This is a genomic window from Actinospica durhamensis (genome assembly GCF_018139695.1).
Taxonomy (GTDB): domain Bacteria; phylum Actinomycetota; class Actinomycetes; order Streptomycetales; family Catenulisporaceae; genus Actinospica; species Actinospica durhamensis.
This window is the reverse complement of record NZ_JAGSOG010000073.1, coordinates 16,503-33,978: the sequence shown is the minus strand read 5'-3', so window position 1 is coordinate 33,978 and position 17,476 is coordinate 16,503. Positions and strand designations below refer to the sequence as shown.

General features: G+C 72.8%; 15 protein-coding genes. 7 read left to right on the top strand and 8 right to left on the bottom strand.

Features of this window, described 5'->3' with window-relative positions; genetic code table 11:
- Nucleotides 1–954, top strand: a 954-nt coding sequence (locus tag KDL01_RS16515) for a DMT family transporter (RefSeq protein WP_212529391.1), incomplete at its 5' end; no start/stop codon positions are given.
- Between the two features lie 50 nt (nt 955–1,004).
- Nucleotides 1,005–1,850 (top strand): LLM class F420-dependent oxidoreductase, encoded by an 846-nt coding sequence (locus KDL01_RS16510; RefSeq protein WP_212529390.1) that lies wholly within the window; start codon nt 1,005–1,007, stop codon nt 1,848–1,850.
- Here the strand turns inward: KDL01_RS16510 and KDL01_RS16505 are convergent.
- Nucleotides 1,840–3,840 (bottom strand): glycoside hydrolase family 127 protein, encoded by a 2,001-nt coding sequence (locus tag KDL01_RS16505; protein ID WP_212529389.1) that lies wholly within the window; start codon nt 3,838–3,840, stop codon nt 1,840–1,842. The genes KDL01_RS16510 and KDL01_RS16505 overlap by 11 nt on opposite strands.
- A 315-nt stretch (nt 3,841–4,155) precedes the next feature.
- Here KDL01_RS16505 and KDL01_RS16500 point away from each other — a divergent pair, with 315 nt between their 5' ends.
- The gene (locus KDL01_RS16500; RefSeq protein ID WP_212529388.1) at nt 4,156–5,103 is read left to right on the top strand and encodes an SGNH/GDSL hydrolase family protein; all 948 of its coding nucleotides are present in this window, start codon (nt 4,156–4,158) and stop codon (nt 5,101–5,103) included.
- On the opposite strand, the gene KDL01_RS16495 is transcribed toward KDL01_RS16500, so the two are convergent.
- Entirely contained in the window at nt 5,092–5,619 is a 528-nt protein-coding gene (locus KDL01_RS16495) for a winged helix-turn-helix transcriptional regulator (RefSeq protein ID WP_212529387.1), read from the bottom strand. The genes KDL01_RS16500 and KDL01_RS16495 overlap by 12 nt on opposite strands.
- Before the next feature lie 54 nt (nt 5,620–5,673).
- Between KDL01_RS16495 and KDL01_RS16490 the strand changes: the two genes are divergently transcribed.
- The gene (locus KDL01_RS16490) at nt 5,674–7,128 is read left to right on the top strand and encodes an MFS transporter (RefSeq protein ID WP_212529386.1); all 1,455 of its coding nucleotides are present in this window, start codon (nt 5,674–5,676) and stop codon (nt 7,126–7,128) included.
- A gap of 40 nt (nt 7,129–7,168) precedes the next feature.
- Here the strand turns inward: KDL01_RS16490 and KDL01_RS16485 are convergent, their stop codons facing one another.
- Nucleotides 7,169–7,474 carry a GlsB/YeaQ/YmgE family stress response membrane protein gene (locus tag KDL01_RS16485; RefSeq protein WP_212529385.1) on the bottom strand — a complete coding sequence of 102 codons (306 nt, stop codon included), beginning with the start codon at nt 7,472–7,474 and terminating at the stop codon, nt 7,169–7,171.
- A gap of 68 nt (nt 7,475–7,542) precedes the next feature.
- On the opposite strand from KDL01_RS16485, the gene polX reads away from it, so the two are divergent.
- Nucleotides 7,543–9,360 (top strand): DNA polymerase/3'-5' exonuclease PolX, encoded by a 1,818-nt coding sequence (polX, locus tag KDL01_RS16480; RefSeq protein WP_212529384.1) that lies wholly within the window; start codon nt 7,543–7,545, stop codon nt 9,358–9,360.
- A 91-nt stretch (nt 9,361–9,451) separates the two neighbouring features.
- On the opposite strand, the gene KDL01_RS16475 is transcribed toward polX, so the two are convergent.
- The 5 genes from KDL01_RS16475 to KDL01_RS16455 form a co-directional block, all read right to left on the bottom strand.
- Entirely contained in the window at nt 9,452–9,730 is a 279-nt protein-coding gene (locus tag KDL01_RS16475; protein WP_212529383.1) for a hypothetical protein, read from the bottom strand.
- Between the two features lie 206 nt (nt 9,731–9,936).
- Nucleotides 9,937–10,533: an SPW repeat protein gene (locus KDL01_RS16470; RefSeq protein ID WP_246576522.1), complete on the bottom strand. Its 597-nt coding sequence runs from the start codon at nt 10,531–10,533 to the stop codon at nt 9,937–9,939.
- Between the two features lie 316 nt (nt 10,534–10,849).
- On the bottom strand, nt 10,850–12,610 hold the full coding sequence (locus KDL01_RS16465; RefSeq protein ID WP_212529382.1) for a GAF domain-containing sensor histidine kinase: 1,761 nt from the start codon (nt 12,608–12,610) through the stop codon (nt 10,850–10,852).
- An 86-nt stretch (nt 12,611–12,696) separates the two neighbouring features.
- A complete protein-coding gene (locus KDL01_RS16460; RefSeq protein WP_212529381.1) occupies nt 12,697–13,209 on the bottom strand; it encodes a pyridoxamine 5'-phosphate oxidase family protein in 513 nt (170 codons plus the stop codon).
- 84 nt (nt 13,210–13,293) lie between these two features.
- Nucleotides 13,294–14,016: a response regulator gene (locus tag KDL01_RS16455; protein WP_212529380.1), complete on the bottom strand. Its 723-nt coding sequence runs from the start codon at nt 14,014–14,016 to the stop codon at nt 13,294–13,296.
- Between the two features lie 213 nt (nt 14,017–14,229).
- Here KDL01_RS16455 and KDL01_RS16450 point away from each other — a divergent pair, with 213 nt between their 5' ends.
- Both KDL01_RS16450 and KDL01_RS16445 read left to right on the top strand, forming a co-directional pair.
- The gene (locus tag KDL01_RS16450; protein WP_212529379.1) at nt 14,230–14,823 is read left to right on the top strand and encodes a hypothetical protein; all 594 of its coding nucleotides are present in this window, start codon (nt 14,230–14,232) and stop codon (nt 14,821–14,823) included.
- Nucleotides 14,824–14,979: 156 nt separating this feature from the next.
- The gene (locus KDL01_RS16445; protein ID WP_212529378.1) at nt 14,980–17,412 is read left to right on the top strand and encodes a phosphoketolase family protein; all 2,433 of its coding nucleotides are present in this window, start codon (nt 14,980–14,982) and stop codon (nt 17,410–17,412) included.
- Nucleotides 17,413–17,476 lie beyond the last annotated feature (64 nt).

Genomic DNA, 17,476 nt, shown 5'->3' with positions numbered 1-17,476 from the left:
TATGCGATCGCGGCCGCGGCGGGGCCGGTCGCGCCGCCCGCCCGGCCCGCCCGGCCCGAGACGCCGCCCCGGCCGTACCGCGGGCGCGCCCTGGCCACCGGCGCGGGCGCGATGGTGCTGCTCGGCGCGAGTTTCGGCGTCTCCCGGGCGCTGACGCCGGACACGCTCTACACCGCGCAGGCCGTGCGCTACGCGGCGGCGGGACTGATCCTGCTGGCCGTCGCGAAGCGGCAGGGCGTGCGGCTCGAGCGGCCGCGCGGGCTGGAGTGGGTGTGGCTCGCCGGGATCGCGGCGGTGGGCCTTGTGCTGTTCAACGTCGCGATCGTGCGCGGTCTGGCCCACGCCGAGCCGGCCGTCATCGCGGTCGCGGTGGCCTGCGTGCCGGTGGTGCTCGGCGTGGTCGGGCCGCTGATCGAGCGGCGGGTGCCGAGCCGCCGCACCCTGGTCGCGGCCGCCGTGGTGACCGTGGGCGGCGCGCTGGTGGAGGGCACCGGGCGCGCGGACGCGATCGGGCTCGGCTGGGCGGCGGTGGTGCTCGTGTGCGAGGCCTGCTTCACGCTGCTTGCGGTGCCGGTGCTGCCGCGGCACGGCGCGCTCGGCGTCTCGCTGCACGCGATCTGGATCGGCGCGGCGGCCTTCACCGTGCTGGGCCTGGCCACCGAGGGCCCGAGCGCGCTGCTGCGGATCACTGCGTCACAGTGGGCTGCGACCGCGTTCCTCACCGTGCTGGTCACGACGGTCGCCTTCATCCTCTGGTACTCCACCGTCGCCGCGCTCGGGCCCGACCGCGCGGGCGTGATCACCGGCATCGCCCCGGTCGCCGCGGCGCTCACCGGCATCGCGCTGACCGGCCGCGTTCCCGGCGGGTCGGTCTGGCTCGGCATCCTCGTCGTGTTCTGCGGCCAGGCGGTGGGTCTGCTCGGCCGGCGGGCCCGGTCCACCCCGATCGAGTGAGCCGCGGCCGGCCGGGAATCGATCGTGGCGCCCGGCGGGTTACAGCGACCATGACTGACACGGTGAACAGGATCGCGCTGGGCCCGGTGGGCGTGTGGCGCGGAGGCAGGACCACGCCGGAGCTGGCGGTGGAGCTCGAGCGGCTGGGCTACTCGGCGCTGTGGGTCGGCAGCTCCCCCTCGGCCGAGCTGGCCGACGTCGAGGCACTGCTGGACGCGACCGAGACACTGGTGGTGGCGACCGGGATCGTCAACATCTGGAAGTCGCCCGCGGCCGAGGTGGCCCGCTCCTACCACCGCATCGCGGCGCGCCACCCCGACCGCTTCCTGCTCGGCATCGGCGCGGGACACCGGGAGGCGACGGCGGAGTTCGCCCGGCCGTACGAGGCGCTGACGGCCTATCTGGACGTGCTCGACGAGGCGGGCGTGCCGAAGCAGCGCCTGGTCCTGGCCGCGCTCGGCCCGCGCGTGCTGCGCCTGGCCGCCGAGCGCACCGCCGGAGCGCATCCGTACCTGGTCACGCCCGAGCACACCCGGCAGGCGCGGCAGATCCTCGGCCCCGAGGCGCTGCTCGCGCCGGAGCACAAGCTGATCCTGGACACCGACCCGGCAAGCGCCCGCGCCGCCGGCACCTCCACCCTGCGGATGTACCTGGGCCTGAACAACTACGTCAGTAACCTGCGACGCCTCGGCTTCACCGAGGACGAGGTGCGCGGGGACGGCAGCGACCGGCTGTTCGACGCCGTCATCGCGAACGGCGACGCCGACCACCTCGCCGCCGCCGTGCGCGCGCATCTGGAAGCCGGCGCCGACCACGTCCCGCTGCAGGTCATCGGCACCGATGACGCGCTCCCGGCCTACCGCGAGCTGGCCTCGGCGCTCAAGCTCAGCCGGTAGGCAGCCACACCCGCATGGCGCCGTCCTCCCGGTTCGCCCAGGCGTAGTAGGGCACCGCGGTCAGGGCCAGGGGCTCGCCCGGCTCCATCGGCCGGGTCGGCTCGCCGGGCCGATCCGGGCCGGACGGCGCCGTACGGAGGGGCAGGTGCGGCTGGTAGGGCCACCAGTCGGCCGACCGCCCGCCCGCGCGGCGCCGGCCGGCTGCGCGCACCGTGACGACGCCGCCGAGCAGGTCGGGGCGGTTCTCCTCGGCCAGGGCGGCGGCGTCGTCGAGGACGAGGCGGTCGAGGCCGCCGCCGGGATGGTCGGCCTCCTCCACGCAGTACACCAGTGGCCCGCGCTCGATCGCGAGGCTGCCGCGCACCGCGTCGACGCGCGGGTCGGCGCCGGTCAGCCGCGGCTCCAGGTCGAAGACGAGCTCGACCTCCTCGCCCGGGCGCCAGCCGCGCCGTACCCGCAGCCAGCCGTCCTGCTGCTCGGGGCGCACCGGCTCGCCCGCCACGCTCAGGCGGTAGCCGGTGCACCAGTGCGGCAGCCGCAGCGAGAGCGTCCAATCCCCCGGGCCGCGCTGCACCGTCAGCCGGACGGCGCCGGACCAGGGATAGTCGGTCTCGACGCTCAGCTCGACCGGACCCGCGCCGGTCTCGGCCACGAAGCGTCCGGTGGCGTACTGATGCACCTGCACGCCCTCGACGTCGGCGGACAGCAGGTAGTGCGGCAGCGCGGCCAGCAGCCGCATCACGTTGGGCGGGCAGCAGGCGCAGCGGAACCAGCGGGTGCGCCGGGTGGTCTTGTCCCCGCCCGGATCGGTGTAGCCGTCCCGCACCTGCAGGGGATTGACATACAGCCAGCGGGTGCCGTCCAGCGAGACTCCGGCCAGCAGCGCGTTGAACAGCGTGCGTTCGGCCAGGTCGGCGTACCGGGCGCGGCCGGTGAGCAGCGCCATCCGCCAGTTCCACTGCACTGAGGCGACCGCGGCGCAGGTCTCGCAGTACGCCTGCTCGGTGGGCAGTTCGTACGGGTCGCCGAAGGACTCGCCCTCGTGCCGGGCGCCGAGCCCGCCGGTCAGGTGGGTCTTGGCCGCGGCCATCGCCTCCCACACGCGTTCGACCACTGATATCAGCTCTTGTTCGCCGGTCTCCGCGGCCAGGTCGGCGACCCCGGCCAGCAGGTAGAGCTGGCGCACGGCGTGGCCCTCGACGTCCTGCGCCGCGCGCACCGGGACCCGGTCCTGGAAGTACCCGCTGCCGCCGAGCAGGCCGTGGCCGCGCCGGTCCACCAGGTGCCCGGCGAGAGTGAGGTAGCGCCGTTCGCCGGTCTCGCGGTAGAGCTCCACCAGCGCGGTCTCGATCTCCGGGTGGCCCTCGACGCCGTCGATGCCGTCCTTCGCCTCCGGGCCGAACACCGCGTCGAGCAGGTCGGCGAAGCGGCGCCCGGCCTCGAACAGGACGGTTCGGCCGGTGGCCCGGCGGTGCGCGATGCCGGCCTGGATCAGATGCCCGGCGCAGTACAGCTCGTGACCCCAGGTCAGGTCGGCGAAGCGGCCCTCGCCCCGGCCGAGCTGGAACCAGGTGTTGAGGTAGCCGTCCGGCTCCTGCGCCGCCGCGATCAGGGTGCTGATGCGTTCCACGTCCTCCGCGAGCTGCCGGCCGGCCGCCCCGCCCTCGCCGGGGCCGATCTCGGCCAGCTGCCAGCAGGCGGCCTCGAGCCACTTGTAGACGTCCGAGTCCACGAAGGGGTAGCGGCCGCGGAACTCCCCGGCCTCAAGGCCCGCGGCCACCCGCAGGTTGTGCAGGTTCCCGGCCGACTCGAGCAGCCCCGGACCCTGCGGGATGCTCGCCTCGGCGATCACCGCCCGCCGCCCGGCCCAGAATCCGCCGGTCACCGCGGCGGCCGCGGCCGGGCGCAGCCGGGTGCGCGCGGCGGCGGTGGGCGCCACCGGGCCGAGCCCCTGGCCGGCCGGGGCGGCCGCGGCGGGTGGATCGATCATGCGTCACTCCTCTTAAGGAAAACCTTTACTCATAGGGAAACTATGATCGAACGTGAGGAAGGTCAATACCTTGCTCAGTGAATTTCATTAATCATCTGATCTCGCATGACCTCGGAGCTTCGAAGCGCCGAGGCACGTTGCGGGGCAAGGCTATCGTTTGCCCGGAACCCCTCCCTCAGCGGGTTCTCATAGCCCTCTCGCGGCACGCGGTATATCCCACTTGACATGGGTTCCGGGCGGCCATCACGCTGGGCTGGCACGGTGCACCGACGGCGTTGTCTGAGCACGAACCCGATCCTTCGACGGGGAGACGTCTTGCGCGCCCTGAAGTCCGTCAGCCTGCTGATGGTCCCGCTCCTGGCCTTCTTCTTCGCCCCGGCCTCCTCCGGCGCGACGGCCGCGACGAGCCCTGCCGCGACGGGCCGGGTCGTGGCGGCGGGCGGGCTTTCGTACGTGGCGATGGGCAGTTCCTTCGCGGCGGGCCCGGGGATCGAGCCGACCGAGCCGGGCAGCCCGTCCTCGTGCGGGCGCTCGCAGCAGAACTACGCCAACCTCCTCGCCGAGCGGCTCGGCGCCGCGCTGACCGACGTCTCCTGCCTCGGTGCCACCACCGCGAACATCCTGAGCACCGACCAGAACGGCCAGCCGCCCCAGCTCGACGCGGCCGGCTCGGCCACCCGGCTGGTGACGGTGACCATCGGCGGCAACGACATCGACTACTTCGGCAGCCTGTCCGCCTACTCCTGCCAGGACGGCGGCGGGCGCGACTGCCACAGCGTGAACGTCGGCTCCATCGACCGCACGCTGCGGGCGCTGACCAAGCGCCTGGAGAACGTGGTGCGGGCGATCCACGTCCGCGCGCCCAGGGCCCGGGTGCTGCTGGTGAACTACTTCACCGTGCTGCCCGCCCACGGCACCTGCGCGGGAGTCCCGCTCAGCCCGCGCCACCAGGCCTTCGAGCGCTCCCTGGCCCTCGACCTGGCCGCCGACACCGCCGTCGCCGCCCGCGCCGCCGGCGCCACGCTGGTGAACCTGGCCGCGGCCAGCGCCCGGCACGACGCCTGCTCGGCCGAGCCCTGGGTCAACGTCTTCCACCCCGCCCCCGGCGACTGGCCGTACCACCCCACCGTGGCCGGCATGGCCGGGGCCGCGCGGCTGATCGAGCAGGTGCTCACCGCCGGCGGGGACGGCATCTACGGCGGCGAGAACAAGGGCGACGGCTTCGCCGCGCTCGGCGCCGCGAACCCGGTCTCAGTCCTCTGAATCCGCCGCAGCGGCCTGCGCGGTCCCGGCGGCGCTCTTGGGCACGAGGTCGATCTCCCGCACGGTGACCGGATGGCCCTGGTCGCAGCGCAGCTCGGCGTGGACCGGGGCGCCGCAGTCGCGGTGGCGCAGCTGCACGCCGGCCGGTTCGCGCCAGCGTTCCCCCCATTGCATGAGCGCGGTGAGCACCGGGAAGAAGTCGGCGCCCATCTCGGTCAGGTGGTAGTCGTACCGGGTGCGCTCGCCGACCTCGCGGTACGGGCGCTTGACCAGCAGACCCTCGTCCACCAGGGCCTTGAGCCGGGCCGCGGCCACCGACTCGGTCACCCCGACCCGCGCGGCGAAGTCGTCGAAGCGGGTGGTGCCGTAGAAGGCCTCGCGCAGGATCAGGAACGCGGAGCGGTTGCCCACCACGTCGATCGCCTTGGCGATGGTGCACCGCGACGCGCTCCAGCCCCCGCGCGGGTCGAGCGCGCCGGTCAGCCGCACGATCGGGTCCGTCTCCAACTCAGCCATGTCTCCATCATAGCTGGCTTGACGAATCCGTAGTCAGCCTCCTAGGGTCTGACTATGGTTAACAATAGTCAGCTGGGGGCGGGCACCACCCCGAGGCGTGCGGCCACGCCCGGGCAGGTGCTGCTGATCGTCTCGGCGGGCGTGGTGCTCGCCTCCTTGGACATGTTCATCGTGAACGTGGCGCTGCCGCGGATCGCGGTGGACCTGCACGCCGGCGGCATCGGCCGGCTCTCCTGGGTGCTCAACGCCTACGCGATCGTCTACGCCGCGCTGCTGGTCTTCTTCGGCCGGCTGGCCGACCGCTACCGGCGCGACAAGGCGTTCCTGCTCGGCGTGGCGCTGTTCACGCTGGCCTCGGCCGGGTGCGCCGCCTCGGTCGACGTCGGCATGCTGATCGGCTTCCGGGTGCTCCAGGCCGTGGGCGCCGCGCTGCTCACCCCCACCTCGCTGAGCCTGCTGCTGGCCGCCTATCCCCCGCAGGGCCGGGCCGGCGCGGTGCGGGCCTGGACCGCGTTCGGCGGCGTGGCGGCCTCGCTCGGGCCGGTGGTGGGCGGCCTGCTGGTGGCGGCGAACTGGCGGCTGGTGTTCCTGGTCAACGTGCCGCTGGGCCTGGCCGCGCTGGTGGCGGGCGCCCGGCTGCTGCCCCGGCTGCCCGGCGAGGAAGTCGAGCGGCCCGACCCGGTCGGCGCGCTGCTGGTGACCGCGGGCGTGGGGGCGCTGACGCTCGGCGTGGTGCAGGGCGGCACCTGGGGCTGGGACTCGCCTGCGATCGTGACCACCCTGGCCGCGGCCGCGGTCCTGCTGGCGGGGCTGGCCGCGCACACCATGCGCAGCCGCACGCCGCTGATCCACCCGAGCCTTTTCGCCTCGCCCGCCTTCACCGGCTCCTCGGTGATCGCGGTGTTCTTCTCGGTCGGCATGGGCGCGATGCTGCTGACGATCGTGTTGTTCCTGCAGCAGGTGTGGGGCTGGTCGGCGCTGCGCGCGGGCCTGGGCATCGCCCCGGGACCGCTGATGGTGCCGCTGCTGTCGTTCCTGGTCACCGGGCGGCTGGCGCGCCGCTTCGGCCCGGGCGTGACCTCCGCCGCGGGCAGCGTCTGCTTCGCCGCGGGCGTGGCCTGGTGGGCGCTGGGGACCACGGCGACGCCGGACTACGCCGCGGGAGTCCTCGGCGGGATGATGCTGACCGGCGTCGGCGTGGGCCTTACCCTGCCGATCGTCATGTCCAGCGCCGCGGCCTCGCTGCCCGCCGCGTCGTACGCGACCGGCTCGGCCGTCGTCAACATGCTGCGGCAGACCGGCCTTGCCCTGGGCGTGGCGATCACGGTGGCGATCCTGGGCGAGGCGGGCGGCACCGCGGCCTTCCACCGCGCCTGGTGGGTCACCGCCGCGGTCTCACTCGCCGCGGTCGCGCCCGCGCTCACCGTCCTGCACCGCGACCGCGGACACCTCCCGGCGCCGCAGCCGCAGCCGGAGGCCCCCCGGACGGAGCAGTTGGCGCGGGGCTGAGCGCACGCGGCCGAGCACGGCCGAGCGGCGCGGCCGGGTGTCAGCGCCAGCCGGAGTTCGCCGGCGGCCGGCCCGAGCCGTGCCCGGATCTTGACTTGCCCCACATCGGCGCCACCAGCGCGACCAGCGCCACGGCGAAGCCGACCTGCAGGACGTGGCGGATCCAGTCGATGCCGGAGGTGTTGCGGACCCCGATCCAGCCGGCCGCGGCGTTGCCGAGGACGGCGCCGCCGATGCCGAGCAGGATGGTCAGCCAGATCGGGATCGCCTGCTTGCCCGGCAAGATGGCCTTCGCGATGACGCCCAGGACGAGTCCGACGATCACGATCCACAGGATCTGGAACATGGCAGCCTCTCTCGGAGCCGGGATACGGCTGGCCCGGTCGGCCGTCGCCGCCCGCCTCGATGCCCTCCATGCTAGGTCGGCCACCCCGCCCCGGCCCGGTGAGCCGCCGGGGGTGGCCGCGGCCGCCGAGCCCGCCTAGCGTGGAGGCCGTGACCGGCGCCGTGACGAACGACGAGGTGGCCGCCGCGTTGACCGAGCTGGCCGACCTGACCTCGATCGGCGGCGGCGACGCGTTCAAGGCCCGTGCGTACGAGAAGGCCGCCCGGGCCGTGGGCGGCCACCGGGTCGAGGTCGCCACGCTGGACGCCAAGCAGCTGCAGCAGATCCCCGGCGTCGGCAAGGCGATCGCGGAGAAGATCATCGAGTTCTGCCGTAGCGGCACGTTCCCCGCGCTGGAGAAGCAGCGGGCCGCGGTGCCCGAGGGGCTGCGCCACCTGGTGCGGATCCCGGGGCTCGGCCCGAAGCGGGCGCTGGTGCTGTATCAGGAACTCGGCGTCACCTCCGTGGACGAACTGCAGGCCGCGGTCGACGCGGGCCGGCTGGACGACCTGCCCGGGTTCGGCGCCAAGACCGCCGAGAACCTCCGGCACGGCGTGCAGGTGCTGCGCAGCAGCGCCGGCCGGGTGCACATCGACGTGGCCACGGCCGCGGCCGAACGCATCGTGGGCGTGCTCTCCGAGGTGCCCGGCTGCGTCCGCTGCGCCTACGCCGGGTCGCTGCGCCGCTCCCGCGAGACCGTGGGCGACGTGGACGTGCTGGCCGCCTCCACCAACCCCGAGCCGCTCATGCGCGCGCTCAAGGCCATGCCGGACGTGGCCGACGTGATCGGCAGCGGCGCGAAGAAGACCTCGATCCGCACCACCGCCGGGCTCCAGGTGGACCTGCGGGTGGTGCCGCCCGAGTCCTGGGGCGCGGCGCTGCAGTACTTCACCGGCTCGAAGGCGCACAACGTCAGGCTTCGTACGATCGCGGTGCACGCGGGCCTGAAGCTGTCCGAATACGGGCTCTTCGACGGCGGGACGGACGAGCTGATCGGGTCGCGCACCGAGGAAGAGCTCTACCGCAGGCTCGGCCTGGCCTGGGTCGCGCCGCCGCTGCGGGAGGACCGCGGCGAGATCGAGGCGGCGCAGGAGGATCGGCTGCCCGTGCTCGTCACCGAGGGCGACATCCGCGGGGACCTGCACACCCACACCGACCTGACCGACGGGGTCGCGCCGCTGGAGGAGATGGTGCGGGCCGCGGCCGCGCGCGGCTACGCCTACCTCGCGGTCACCGACCACGCGCCGAACCTGTCCATGCAGCGGATGACGACCGAGAAGATGCTCGCGCAGCGCGAGCAGGTGCGCCGGCTGGACCGGGTGCACCGCCGGATGCGGCTGCTGCACGGCACCGAGCTGAACATCGATCCGGACGGCGCGGTCGATTGGGACGAAGAGGTGCTCGCCGGGTTCGACCTGTGCGTGGCATCAGTGCACTCACACTTCGACCAGCCGCGCGCCGCGATGACGCGCAGGCTGATCCGGGCGTGTGAGAACCCTTACGTGCACGTGATCGGCCACCCGAGCACGCGGATGCTGGGCCGCCGCGACGCCGTGGACGCGGACTGGGAAGCGGTCTTCCAGGCGGCGGCCCGCACCGGTACCGCGTTGGAGATCAACAGTTCGCCCGAACGCCTCGACCTCGGCGACGCACTCGTCCTGGCCGCGCGTGCGGCCGGGGTGAAGTTCGCGGTGAACACCGACGCGCACGCGACGGCGCACCTGGACAATCTGCGCTACGGCGTCGGCACCGCGCAACGCGGCTGGCTCACCGCCGATGATGTAATCAATACCTGGACACTGCGGCGGCTGCAGTCGTTCCTGCGCCGCAAGAGCGCGAACACCTGAGCGCATCCGAAGCGCCGGGGCCCGCGAGCGGCGCGGCCGCTACACGAGCCCCGGTGTCGCCACACGAGGGCGTCGCTACACGAGGGCGTCGCTACACAAGCCCCAGCGTCAACGGCTTCTCACTCGAGCGCGCACCGTCCACGATGCGCTGATGCAGATCCCGGCTCTCGTGCTCGGTCGCGCACGGCACCGGACTGCCGGTGACGGTGTACCAGTCGGCAGAGCCGCTGAACTGCGCGGTGACGATGGCCTGTCCGTCGGCCCACGTCGTGTGGACGTCCACTTCCCCCCGGAGCACCCCCGCCTCGTCGGTGCACACTCCGGCGTGTCCGGTGAGTATGCGGGTAGTCGTCCACGAAGCCCAGTTCATTGGGAGATCCCCTCGGCGTGAGACTGCGCAAGGCCGGTCGGTTGCCTGGCGGACCGTCCAGGAGCGGCGATCCGCCTTGTCGGACAATAGTCATGAAAACGGCCAAATGGCAATGCCCTTCGGCGGTTTTCCACGGTCAGGCCCGCGCTGCGCGAGCCCGCGGCCGCGGTCCGGTCACGACCACGGCCAGACTCGCGAGTGTACGGTCACACCCGCGAGGTGTGGCGGCCGGAGGCCAACACACCCAGCGCGGCCAGGCCCAGGACCACGGCCATGCCGCCGGTGAAGGCGTTCGTCCAGATCAAGGATCTCGCGGCGCTGTGGTTGAGCGAGGCCACCCAGGGACTGACGATCAGCCAGACGCCGAGCAGCGAGAGCACCCAGCCGAGCTGCAGCAGGCGCATCGGGCGCAGGGCCATGCCGACGCCGAGGGCGGCGATGGCGAGGCCGATGACGAGGTTGTTGACGGTCATGATCGAGTTCGTGCTCTGGAAGTGCACCACCCACGGCGAGATCGCCGCGAACAGTCCGGTGAGCACGGTCAGCCCGTCCACGGCGGTGGCCCGCGGGCCCTCGAGCACCCGGTTGAAGCGGGCCCGCATCTCGGCCGCGTCCGGGTGCGCCGACATCTCGCGCCCGGTCATCTCGGGGTGTCCGGACAACCGCTCGCGTCCGGACATCTCGGGGTGGCCGGACAGCTCCGGGTGGGTCCTCGGGTCGGGGGCGTGGCGCACGCCGCCGCCGGTGGCGGGTTCGTCCGCCGTCGCACCGCGCGGCGGCTGGTTTATCGGGTTCTCAGACATCGCGCTTCTCCTTAGTCGCGGTATGTCCCGTAATCCCACTGTGCGGCGCCGACCCGCCGGTCAGATAGGGACTGAAGACCACAAGTGCCCGATATAGCCGACTTTTCACCCGGATGGCCCACACAGCGCCGGGGTGGCCGCCGGGGGCGACGCCTCGCCATCCGGTCCCCGCGCGGGCGCCCGGACCGCCCTCACACAAACGGCGCAGTCCCGCGCGCAACTGTCCGATTCGTCACATCTCGCCGCGACCCTCCGCGACTTTTCGCGGCTCTTCGCGGCCCTTCGCGTCTCGTCGCGTCTCCTCGCGGCGGGTCCGTCAGTCCTCGTCCCGCTCGTCGCCGTCGCCCTCGTCCTCCTCCTCGGTGGGCGCGGTCCAGGTGAGCACGGTGCCGCCGTCCACCCCGGGCGCCACGGCGAAGCCGCCGCCGAGCCGTGCGGCCCGGTCGGCCAGGTTGGCCAGGCCGCTGCGGCGGGCGCGGCCGGCCGGGATGCCGACGCCGTCGTCGGCCACGGTGAGCGTGGCCGTGGTGCCGTCGACGGTGAGCGCGACGTCCACCTTCGAGGCCCGGGCGTGGCGGGCGGCGTTGGACAGGGCCTCGCGCAGCACCGCCACGAGCTGCTCGCCCACCTCCTCCGAGACCAGCGTGTCCACCGGACCGGAGAAGCGCACGGACGGGTTGAAGCCGAGCTGCTCGGCCACCCGTTCGCAGCATTCGAGTACCTCCGCCCGCACCGAGGGCGCGTCCTTGAGGGCGAGCTCGTGCGAGTGCAGCGCGAAGATGGTCGAGCGGATCACCTTGATGGTGTCGTCCAGATCGGTGATCGCCTGCGCGATCCGCTTGGCCACGGCCGGTTTCTGGGTGATCTTGTAAGCACCCTGCAAGGACATCGAGGTGGCGAAAAGGCGCTGGATGGCCAGGTCGTGCAGATCCCGCCCGATCCGGTCCCGGTCGGCGTAGAGCGAAAGCAGTTCACTGTCACGGCGGCGGTCGGCGAGTTCGAGGACGACCGCGGCCTGCCCGGCGAGGTCGGACACCAGCTGCGGGACCGGCCCGGCGAAGTCGGCCGCCCCGGCCGCGCGGGCGACCGCGAGCACCCCGCGCACCTGCTCCGGACCGCCGAGCGGGACCAGGATGGCCGGTCCCAGCGGGGTGTCCGGCGCGATCTCGACCCCGCCCGGCGCCTCGGCCGTCGCGTTCGCCACCTGCCGCATCCGGCCGGACCGGAAGACCAAGCCGAGCGAGGAGTCGTCGATCGGCAGGGCGAGCCCGCGCAGCCGCTGCTCGCCGAGGCCTTCCGCCGCGACCACGAGCAGATCCTCGCCCTCGGCGTCGGGCAGCGCGACGACGGTGAGATCGGCCTGCGCGATCGCGCCGACCCGGCCGGCGAAGCCGGTCAGCACCTCGCCCACCGGGCGGCCGGAGAGCAGGCCCCGGGTGAGCTCGTTGGCGGCCTCCAGCCAGCCCTGCCGCCGCCGCGCCTCGTCGTACAGGCGGGCGTTGTCGATGGCCACGCCCGCGGCCGCGGCCAGGGCCGTGAGCACCGCCTCGTCGTCCGCGTCGAACGGCACGCCGCCGCGCTTCTCGGTCATGTAGAGGTTGCCGAAGACCTCCTCGCGCACCCGGATCGGGACGCCGAGGAAGGTGTGCATCGGCGGATGCCCGGGCGGGAAGCCGTAGGAGCGCGAGTGCCGGGTGAGGTCCTCGGTGCGCAGCGGGACCGGGTGCCGGATCAGCTCGCCGAGCAGGCCGTGCCCGGTCGGATAGGCGCCGATCACCTCGATCTCCTCGGCCGACAGGCCCACGGTGATGAAGCGGGACAGCCGCTGTTCGCCGCCGAGCACGCCGAGGGCGCCGTAGCGCGCGTCCACCAGGGTCGCGGCCGCCTCCACGATGCGGGTCAGCGCCGTCTCCAGATCGAGCCCGCTGCCGATGCCGACCACGGCCTCGAGCAGCTGGCGTACCCGGTCGCGGGAGGAGCGGACCGAGGCGAGCCGGCTCTGCAGTTCGTCGATCAGCTCGTCGATGCGCAGTTGGGGCAGGACGCGGGATACCTCGTCACCGAGATGGTCGCTCACCGAGACTCTCCGCTCGACCGGGGCAGCAGGGTGAAGACGCCGACCCGCGGCATACGGCCGCTCGTCGTCCAGGCTCAAACTAGCAGTCACGGACCGGCCGGGGCGAGCGGTTCGGACAGACCGGACCAGGCCGCGGAGCCGAGCCGGCCCGGCCGTGCCGCGGCCGGGGCCGCCGCCGGATCCGCGACCGCGGCGCCGATCCGCCGCCCGGTCACGACCTGCAGCGGGATCCGGACCAGGTGCTCGCGGCGGCCCGAGACCCACGGGTCCGGGCCGAGCTCGCGCGCCTGCTCGAGTTCGTACGGGGCGACCACCAGCTCGGCCACGCCGAGGACCACCACCGACCAGCCGTCGCGGGCCTCGCGGTCGATCTCGTCCACCTCGAAGGCCACCACGGCCCCGCGCACGGCCTGGGCCAGCGAGGACGTGGAGGCCGTCCAGATCCAGACCGCGCCCTCGCGCACCGCGTAGTTGACCGGGGTGATGGCCGGCAGGGCGCGCCGGGTGTAGACCAGCCGCCCCACCTCGCGGGAGGCGAGCAGGTCGATGGCCTGCGCCGGTGCGATCTCCGCCAAGGGTTTGGTATCCGAAGTGCTCATACCCCGATGCTGCGCTTCGGGCCGCCGCGAGCCTAGGGCCTTTGGTCCCGATTCACCGGTTCACCGGTTCACCGGTCGAGCGCCTCAGCGGTTCGGCCCGCGGGCCGTCCGGCCGCGTCCGGGTCCTGCGGACTCGCGCAGCTCCGAGACCAGGACGGCGGCCTGCACCCGCCGCTCCACGCCGAGCTTGGCCATCAGCGAGGAGACGTAGTTCTTCACGGTCTTCTCGGCCAGGAACATCCGCTCGCCGATCTGCCGGTTGGTCAGCCCGTCGCCGATCAGGTCCAGGATGCGCCGCTCCTGCGCGGTCAGGGCGGCGAGCGGGTCCTTGCGGTCCCCCGCGCGCAGCCGGGCCAGCACGGCGTTGGTCAGCTTCGGGTCGAGCAGCGAGCCGCCGGCCGCGACCGTGCGCACCGCGCCGACCAGGTCGGTGCCGGAGACCTGCTTGAGCAGGTAGCCCGAGGCCCCGGCCATGATCGCGTCGAACAGCGCCTCGTCGTCGGAGAACGAGGTGAGCATCAGGCAGGCGAGGTCGGGCATGCGCGAACGCAGCTCGCGGCAGACCGAGACGCCGTCGCCGTCGGGCAGGCGCACGTCCAGCACCGCCACGGCCGGGCTCAGCGCGGGTACCCGGGCCAGCGCCTCGGCGGCGGTGGACGCCTCGCCCACCACCTCGAACTCGCCCTCGACCTCGAGCAGGTCCTTGATCCCGCGCCGGACCACCTCGTGGTCGTCGAGCAGGAACACGCGGATGGGCCCGGTCGGCTCGGGCCGCGTCGGGTGCGGCGGCTGCTGCGGCTGCGTCATGGCTCCACCGTAGGCGCAGGCCGCCCGGCCCGGCACGGGCCGAAGGTCCCGAATCCGCCGGGGGCCGCGCGGGACCAAGGTCCGCCGGAACGCGGGGCGCACGCCTCGGGCGCGGCGCCGCCGCCGGGCGGATGGTGTTCGTGCACTGATCGAAGAGTCGTGAGTCCACCACCGCCCGGCCCGACCGCGGGCCACCCGAAGGGACCGATCCCCATGCTGCACACCGCCCGCGCCCTCGTCCGCTACCTCGCCGCCGTCACCGGCCTGGCCCTGCTCGTGGCCGGACCCGTCATGATCGGCGTCGGCGTCTCCGGACAGCACCAGGTCACCAGCCAACTCACCGCCCAGCAGATCAGCTTCCCGGACAGCGCCAAGGCCGGGCTGCCCGCCGCCGAGGCCGGCTACGCCGGGCAGCAGGTGAGCACCGGACCGCAGGCCAAGGCCTTCTCCGACATGATCGAGACCCACATCAAGGAGGCCACCGGCGGCAAGACCTACAGCCAGGTCTCCACCGCCTACATGGCCGCCGCGGCCGACACCTCCACCCCCGCCGCGACCCTGGCCACCCTCTCCGGCGAGCGCGAGACGGCGTTCATGGGCGAGTCCCTGCGCGGCTCCCTGCTCTCCGCCTACCAGGCCTGGGAGGTCACCTACCTGGTGATCGGGCTCGGCCTCGCCTTCACCGGCATCGGCGCGGTCACCCTGTTCGGCGCGGGCGTCGCCCTCTCCAGCGCCCGCCGGGCCCGGAAGGTCACCGTCCCGGAGACCGCCGCGACCTTGCTGGAGCCGGGGCTCAACGCCAAGTGACCGAGTAGCCGCCCTAGCCCAGGGGCCTGCGACAGCACCACTGTCGCAGGCCCCTTCGGCGTATTCACAAGAGCACTGACACGCGGGCCCGACGGCACGGTGCTGACGGGACCTTTGGCCCATGTCCGGCGCGACGCCGGTCGGGATGCTGGAGACATGACCGATCTCCCGCCGCACCCGTCGTATGCGCCGCACCCGTCGCGTTCACCGCTCAGCCGCACCGAGCTCGACCTCGTCGACGCCTACTGGCGCGCGGCGAACTACCTGTCCGTCGGCCAGATCTACCTGCTCGACAATCCCCTGCTACGCGAGCCGCTGAGCGGCGAGCACGTGAAGCCGCGGCTGCTCGGCCACTGGGGCACCACCCCCGGGCTGAATCTCATCTACGCGCACATGAATCGGGCCATCCGCGCCCGCGACCTGGACGCGATCTACATCGCAGGCCCCGGACACGGCGGACCCGGCCTGGTCGCGAACACGTACCTCGAGGGCACCTACAGCGAGGTCTATCCGGCGATCGGGCGCGACGAGGACGGGATACGCAAGCTGTTCCGGCAGTTCTCGTTCCCCGGCGGCATCCCCAGCCACGTCGCGCCTGAGACGCCAGGCTCGATCCATGAGGGCGGCGAGCTGGGGTATTCGCTCTCGCACGCGTTCGGCGCCGCGTTCGACAACCCCGACCTGCTCGTGTGCTGCGTGGTCGGCGACGGAGAGGCCGAGACCGGCCCGCTCGCCGCGTCCTGGCACTCGAACAAGTTCCTCAATCCGGCACGTGACGGCGCGGTGCTGCCGATCCTCCAGCTCAACGGCTTCAAGATCGCCAACCCGACGGTGCTGGCGCGGATCTCCCGCGAGGAACTGGACCGACTCTTCGAAGGGTACGGATACCGCCCGATCACGGTCGAGATCACCGATCCCGAGGACCACGACGCCGCGCACCAGGCCTTCGCCGCCGCGCTGGACGAGGCCCTGGACGCGATCGCGGCCATCCAGCAGGCGGCCCGCGCGAACCCTGACTCCTCGGCCGAGGCCGTCGAGCGCCCACGCTGGCCGATGATCATCTTTCGCTCCCCCAAGGGCTGGACCGGCCCGAAGGAGGTGGACGGCAAGCGCACCGAAGGCAACTGGCGCTCACACCAGGTGCCGCTGTCCGGCCTGCACGAGAACCCGGTACACCTGCGGCAACTCGAGGAGTGGATGCGCTCGTATCAGCCGGAGGAGCTCTTCGACGCGGCCGGCGCCCTGCGACCGGAACTCGCCGCGCTCGCGCCCGAGGGCGACCGGCGGATGGGCGCGAACCCGCACGCCAACGGCGGGTTGTTGCTGCGCGACCTCGACATGCCCGACTTCCGCGACTTCGCCGTGGACGCCAAGACCCACGGCGTCACCGAATCAGAAGCCTGCCGCGTACTCGGCGCCTTCCTGCGCGAGGTGATGGTGCGCAACAGCCCGCACCGCAACTTCCGTCTCGTCGGCCCGGACGAGACCGCCTCGAACCGGCTCGGCGCGGTACTCGAGGCCACCGGCCGCACCTGGCTGGCCGAGACAGAGCCCGACGACGACGCGGATCTGGCGGCCGACGGCCGGGTGATGGAGATCCTGTCCGAGCACACCTGCCAGGGCTGGCTCGAGGGCTACCTGCTGACGGGCCGCCACGGCTTCTTCTCCTGCTACGAAGCCTTCATCCACATCGTCGACTCGATGTTCAACCAGCACGCCAAGTGGCTCAAAACCACCCGCCACATCCCCTGGCGCCGCCCCATCGCATCCCTGAACTACCTACTGACCTCACACGTCTGGCGCCAGGACCACAACGGCTTCTCCCACCAGGACCCCGGCTTCATCGACCACGTCGTGAACAAGAAGGCCGACGTCATCCGGGTCTACCTGCCGCCGGACGCCAACACCCTGCTGTCGGTCGCGGACCACGTGCTGCGCTCGAAGCAATACGTGAACGTGATCGTGGCCGGCAAGCAGCCCGCGCTCAACTGGCTGTCCATGGACGAGGCGATCGCGCACTGCACCCGCGGCATCGGCATCTGGGAATGGGCCTCGACGGACTCGGGCCAGGACCCTGACGTCGTCCTCGCCTGCGCCGGCGACATCCCGACCCTCGAAACCCTGGCTGCCACCGCGATCCTGCGCCGGCACTTCCCCGAACTCAAGATCCGCGTCGTCAACGTCGTGGACCTGATGCGCCTGGAACCGGACACCGAGCACCCGCACGGCCTGTCCGACCGCGAGTTCGACGCCCTGTTCACCCGGGACAAGCCCATCGTCTTCGCCTACCACGGCTACCCCTGGCTCATCCACCGCCTCACCTACCGCCGCACCAACCACGAGAACCTCCACGTCCGCGGCTACAAAGAAGAAGGAACCACCACAACCCCCTTCGACATGGTCATGCTCAACGACCTCGACCGCTACCACCTCGTCATCGACGTCATCGACCGCGTCCCCGGCCTCGCCGACCGCGGCGCCCACCTGCGCCAGGAGATGCTCGACTCCCGTCTGCGCGCCCGTGCGTACACCCGCGAACACGGCGACGACCTACCCGAGATCAAGGACTGGGCCTGGCCGTTCGAGTAGGCAGCAGGCAGCAGACAGCGGCGACGCCCGCCGACGCGCAGCCGCCGCGGAGCACGTGCGGCGC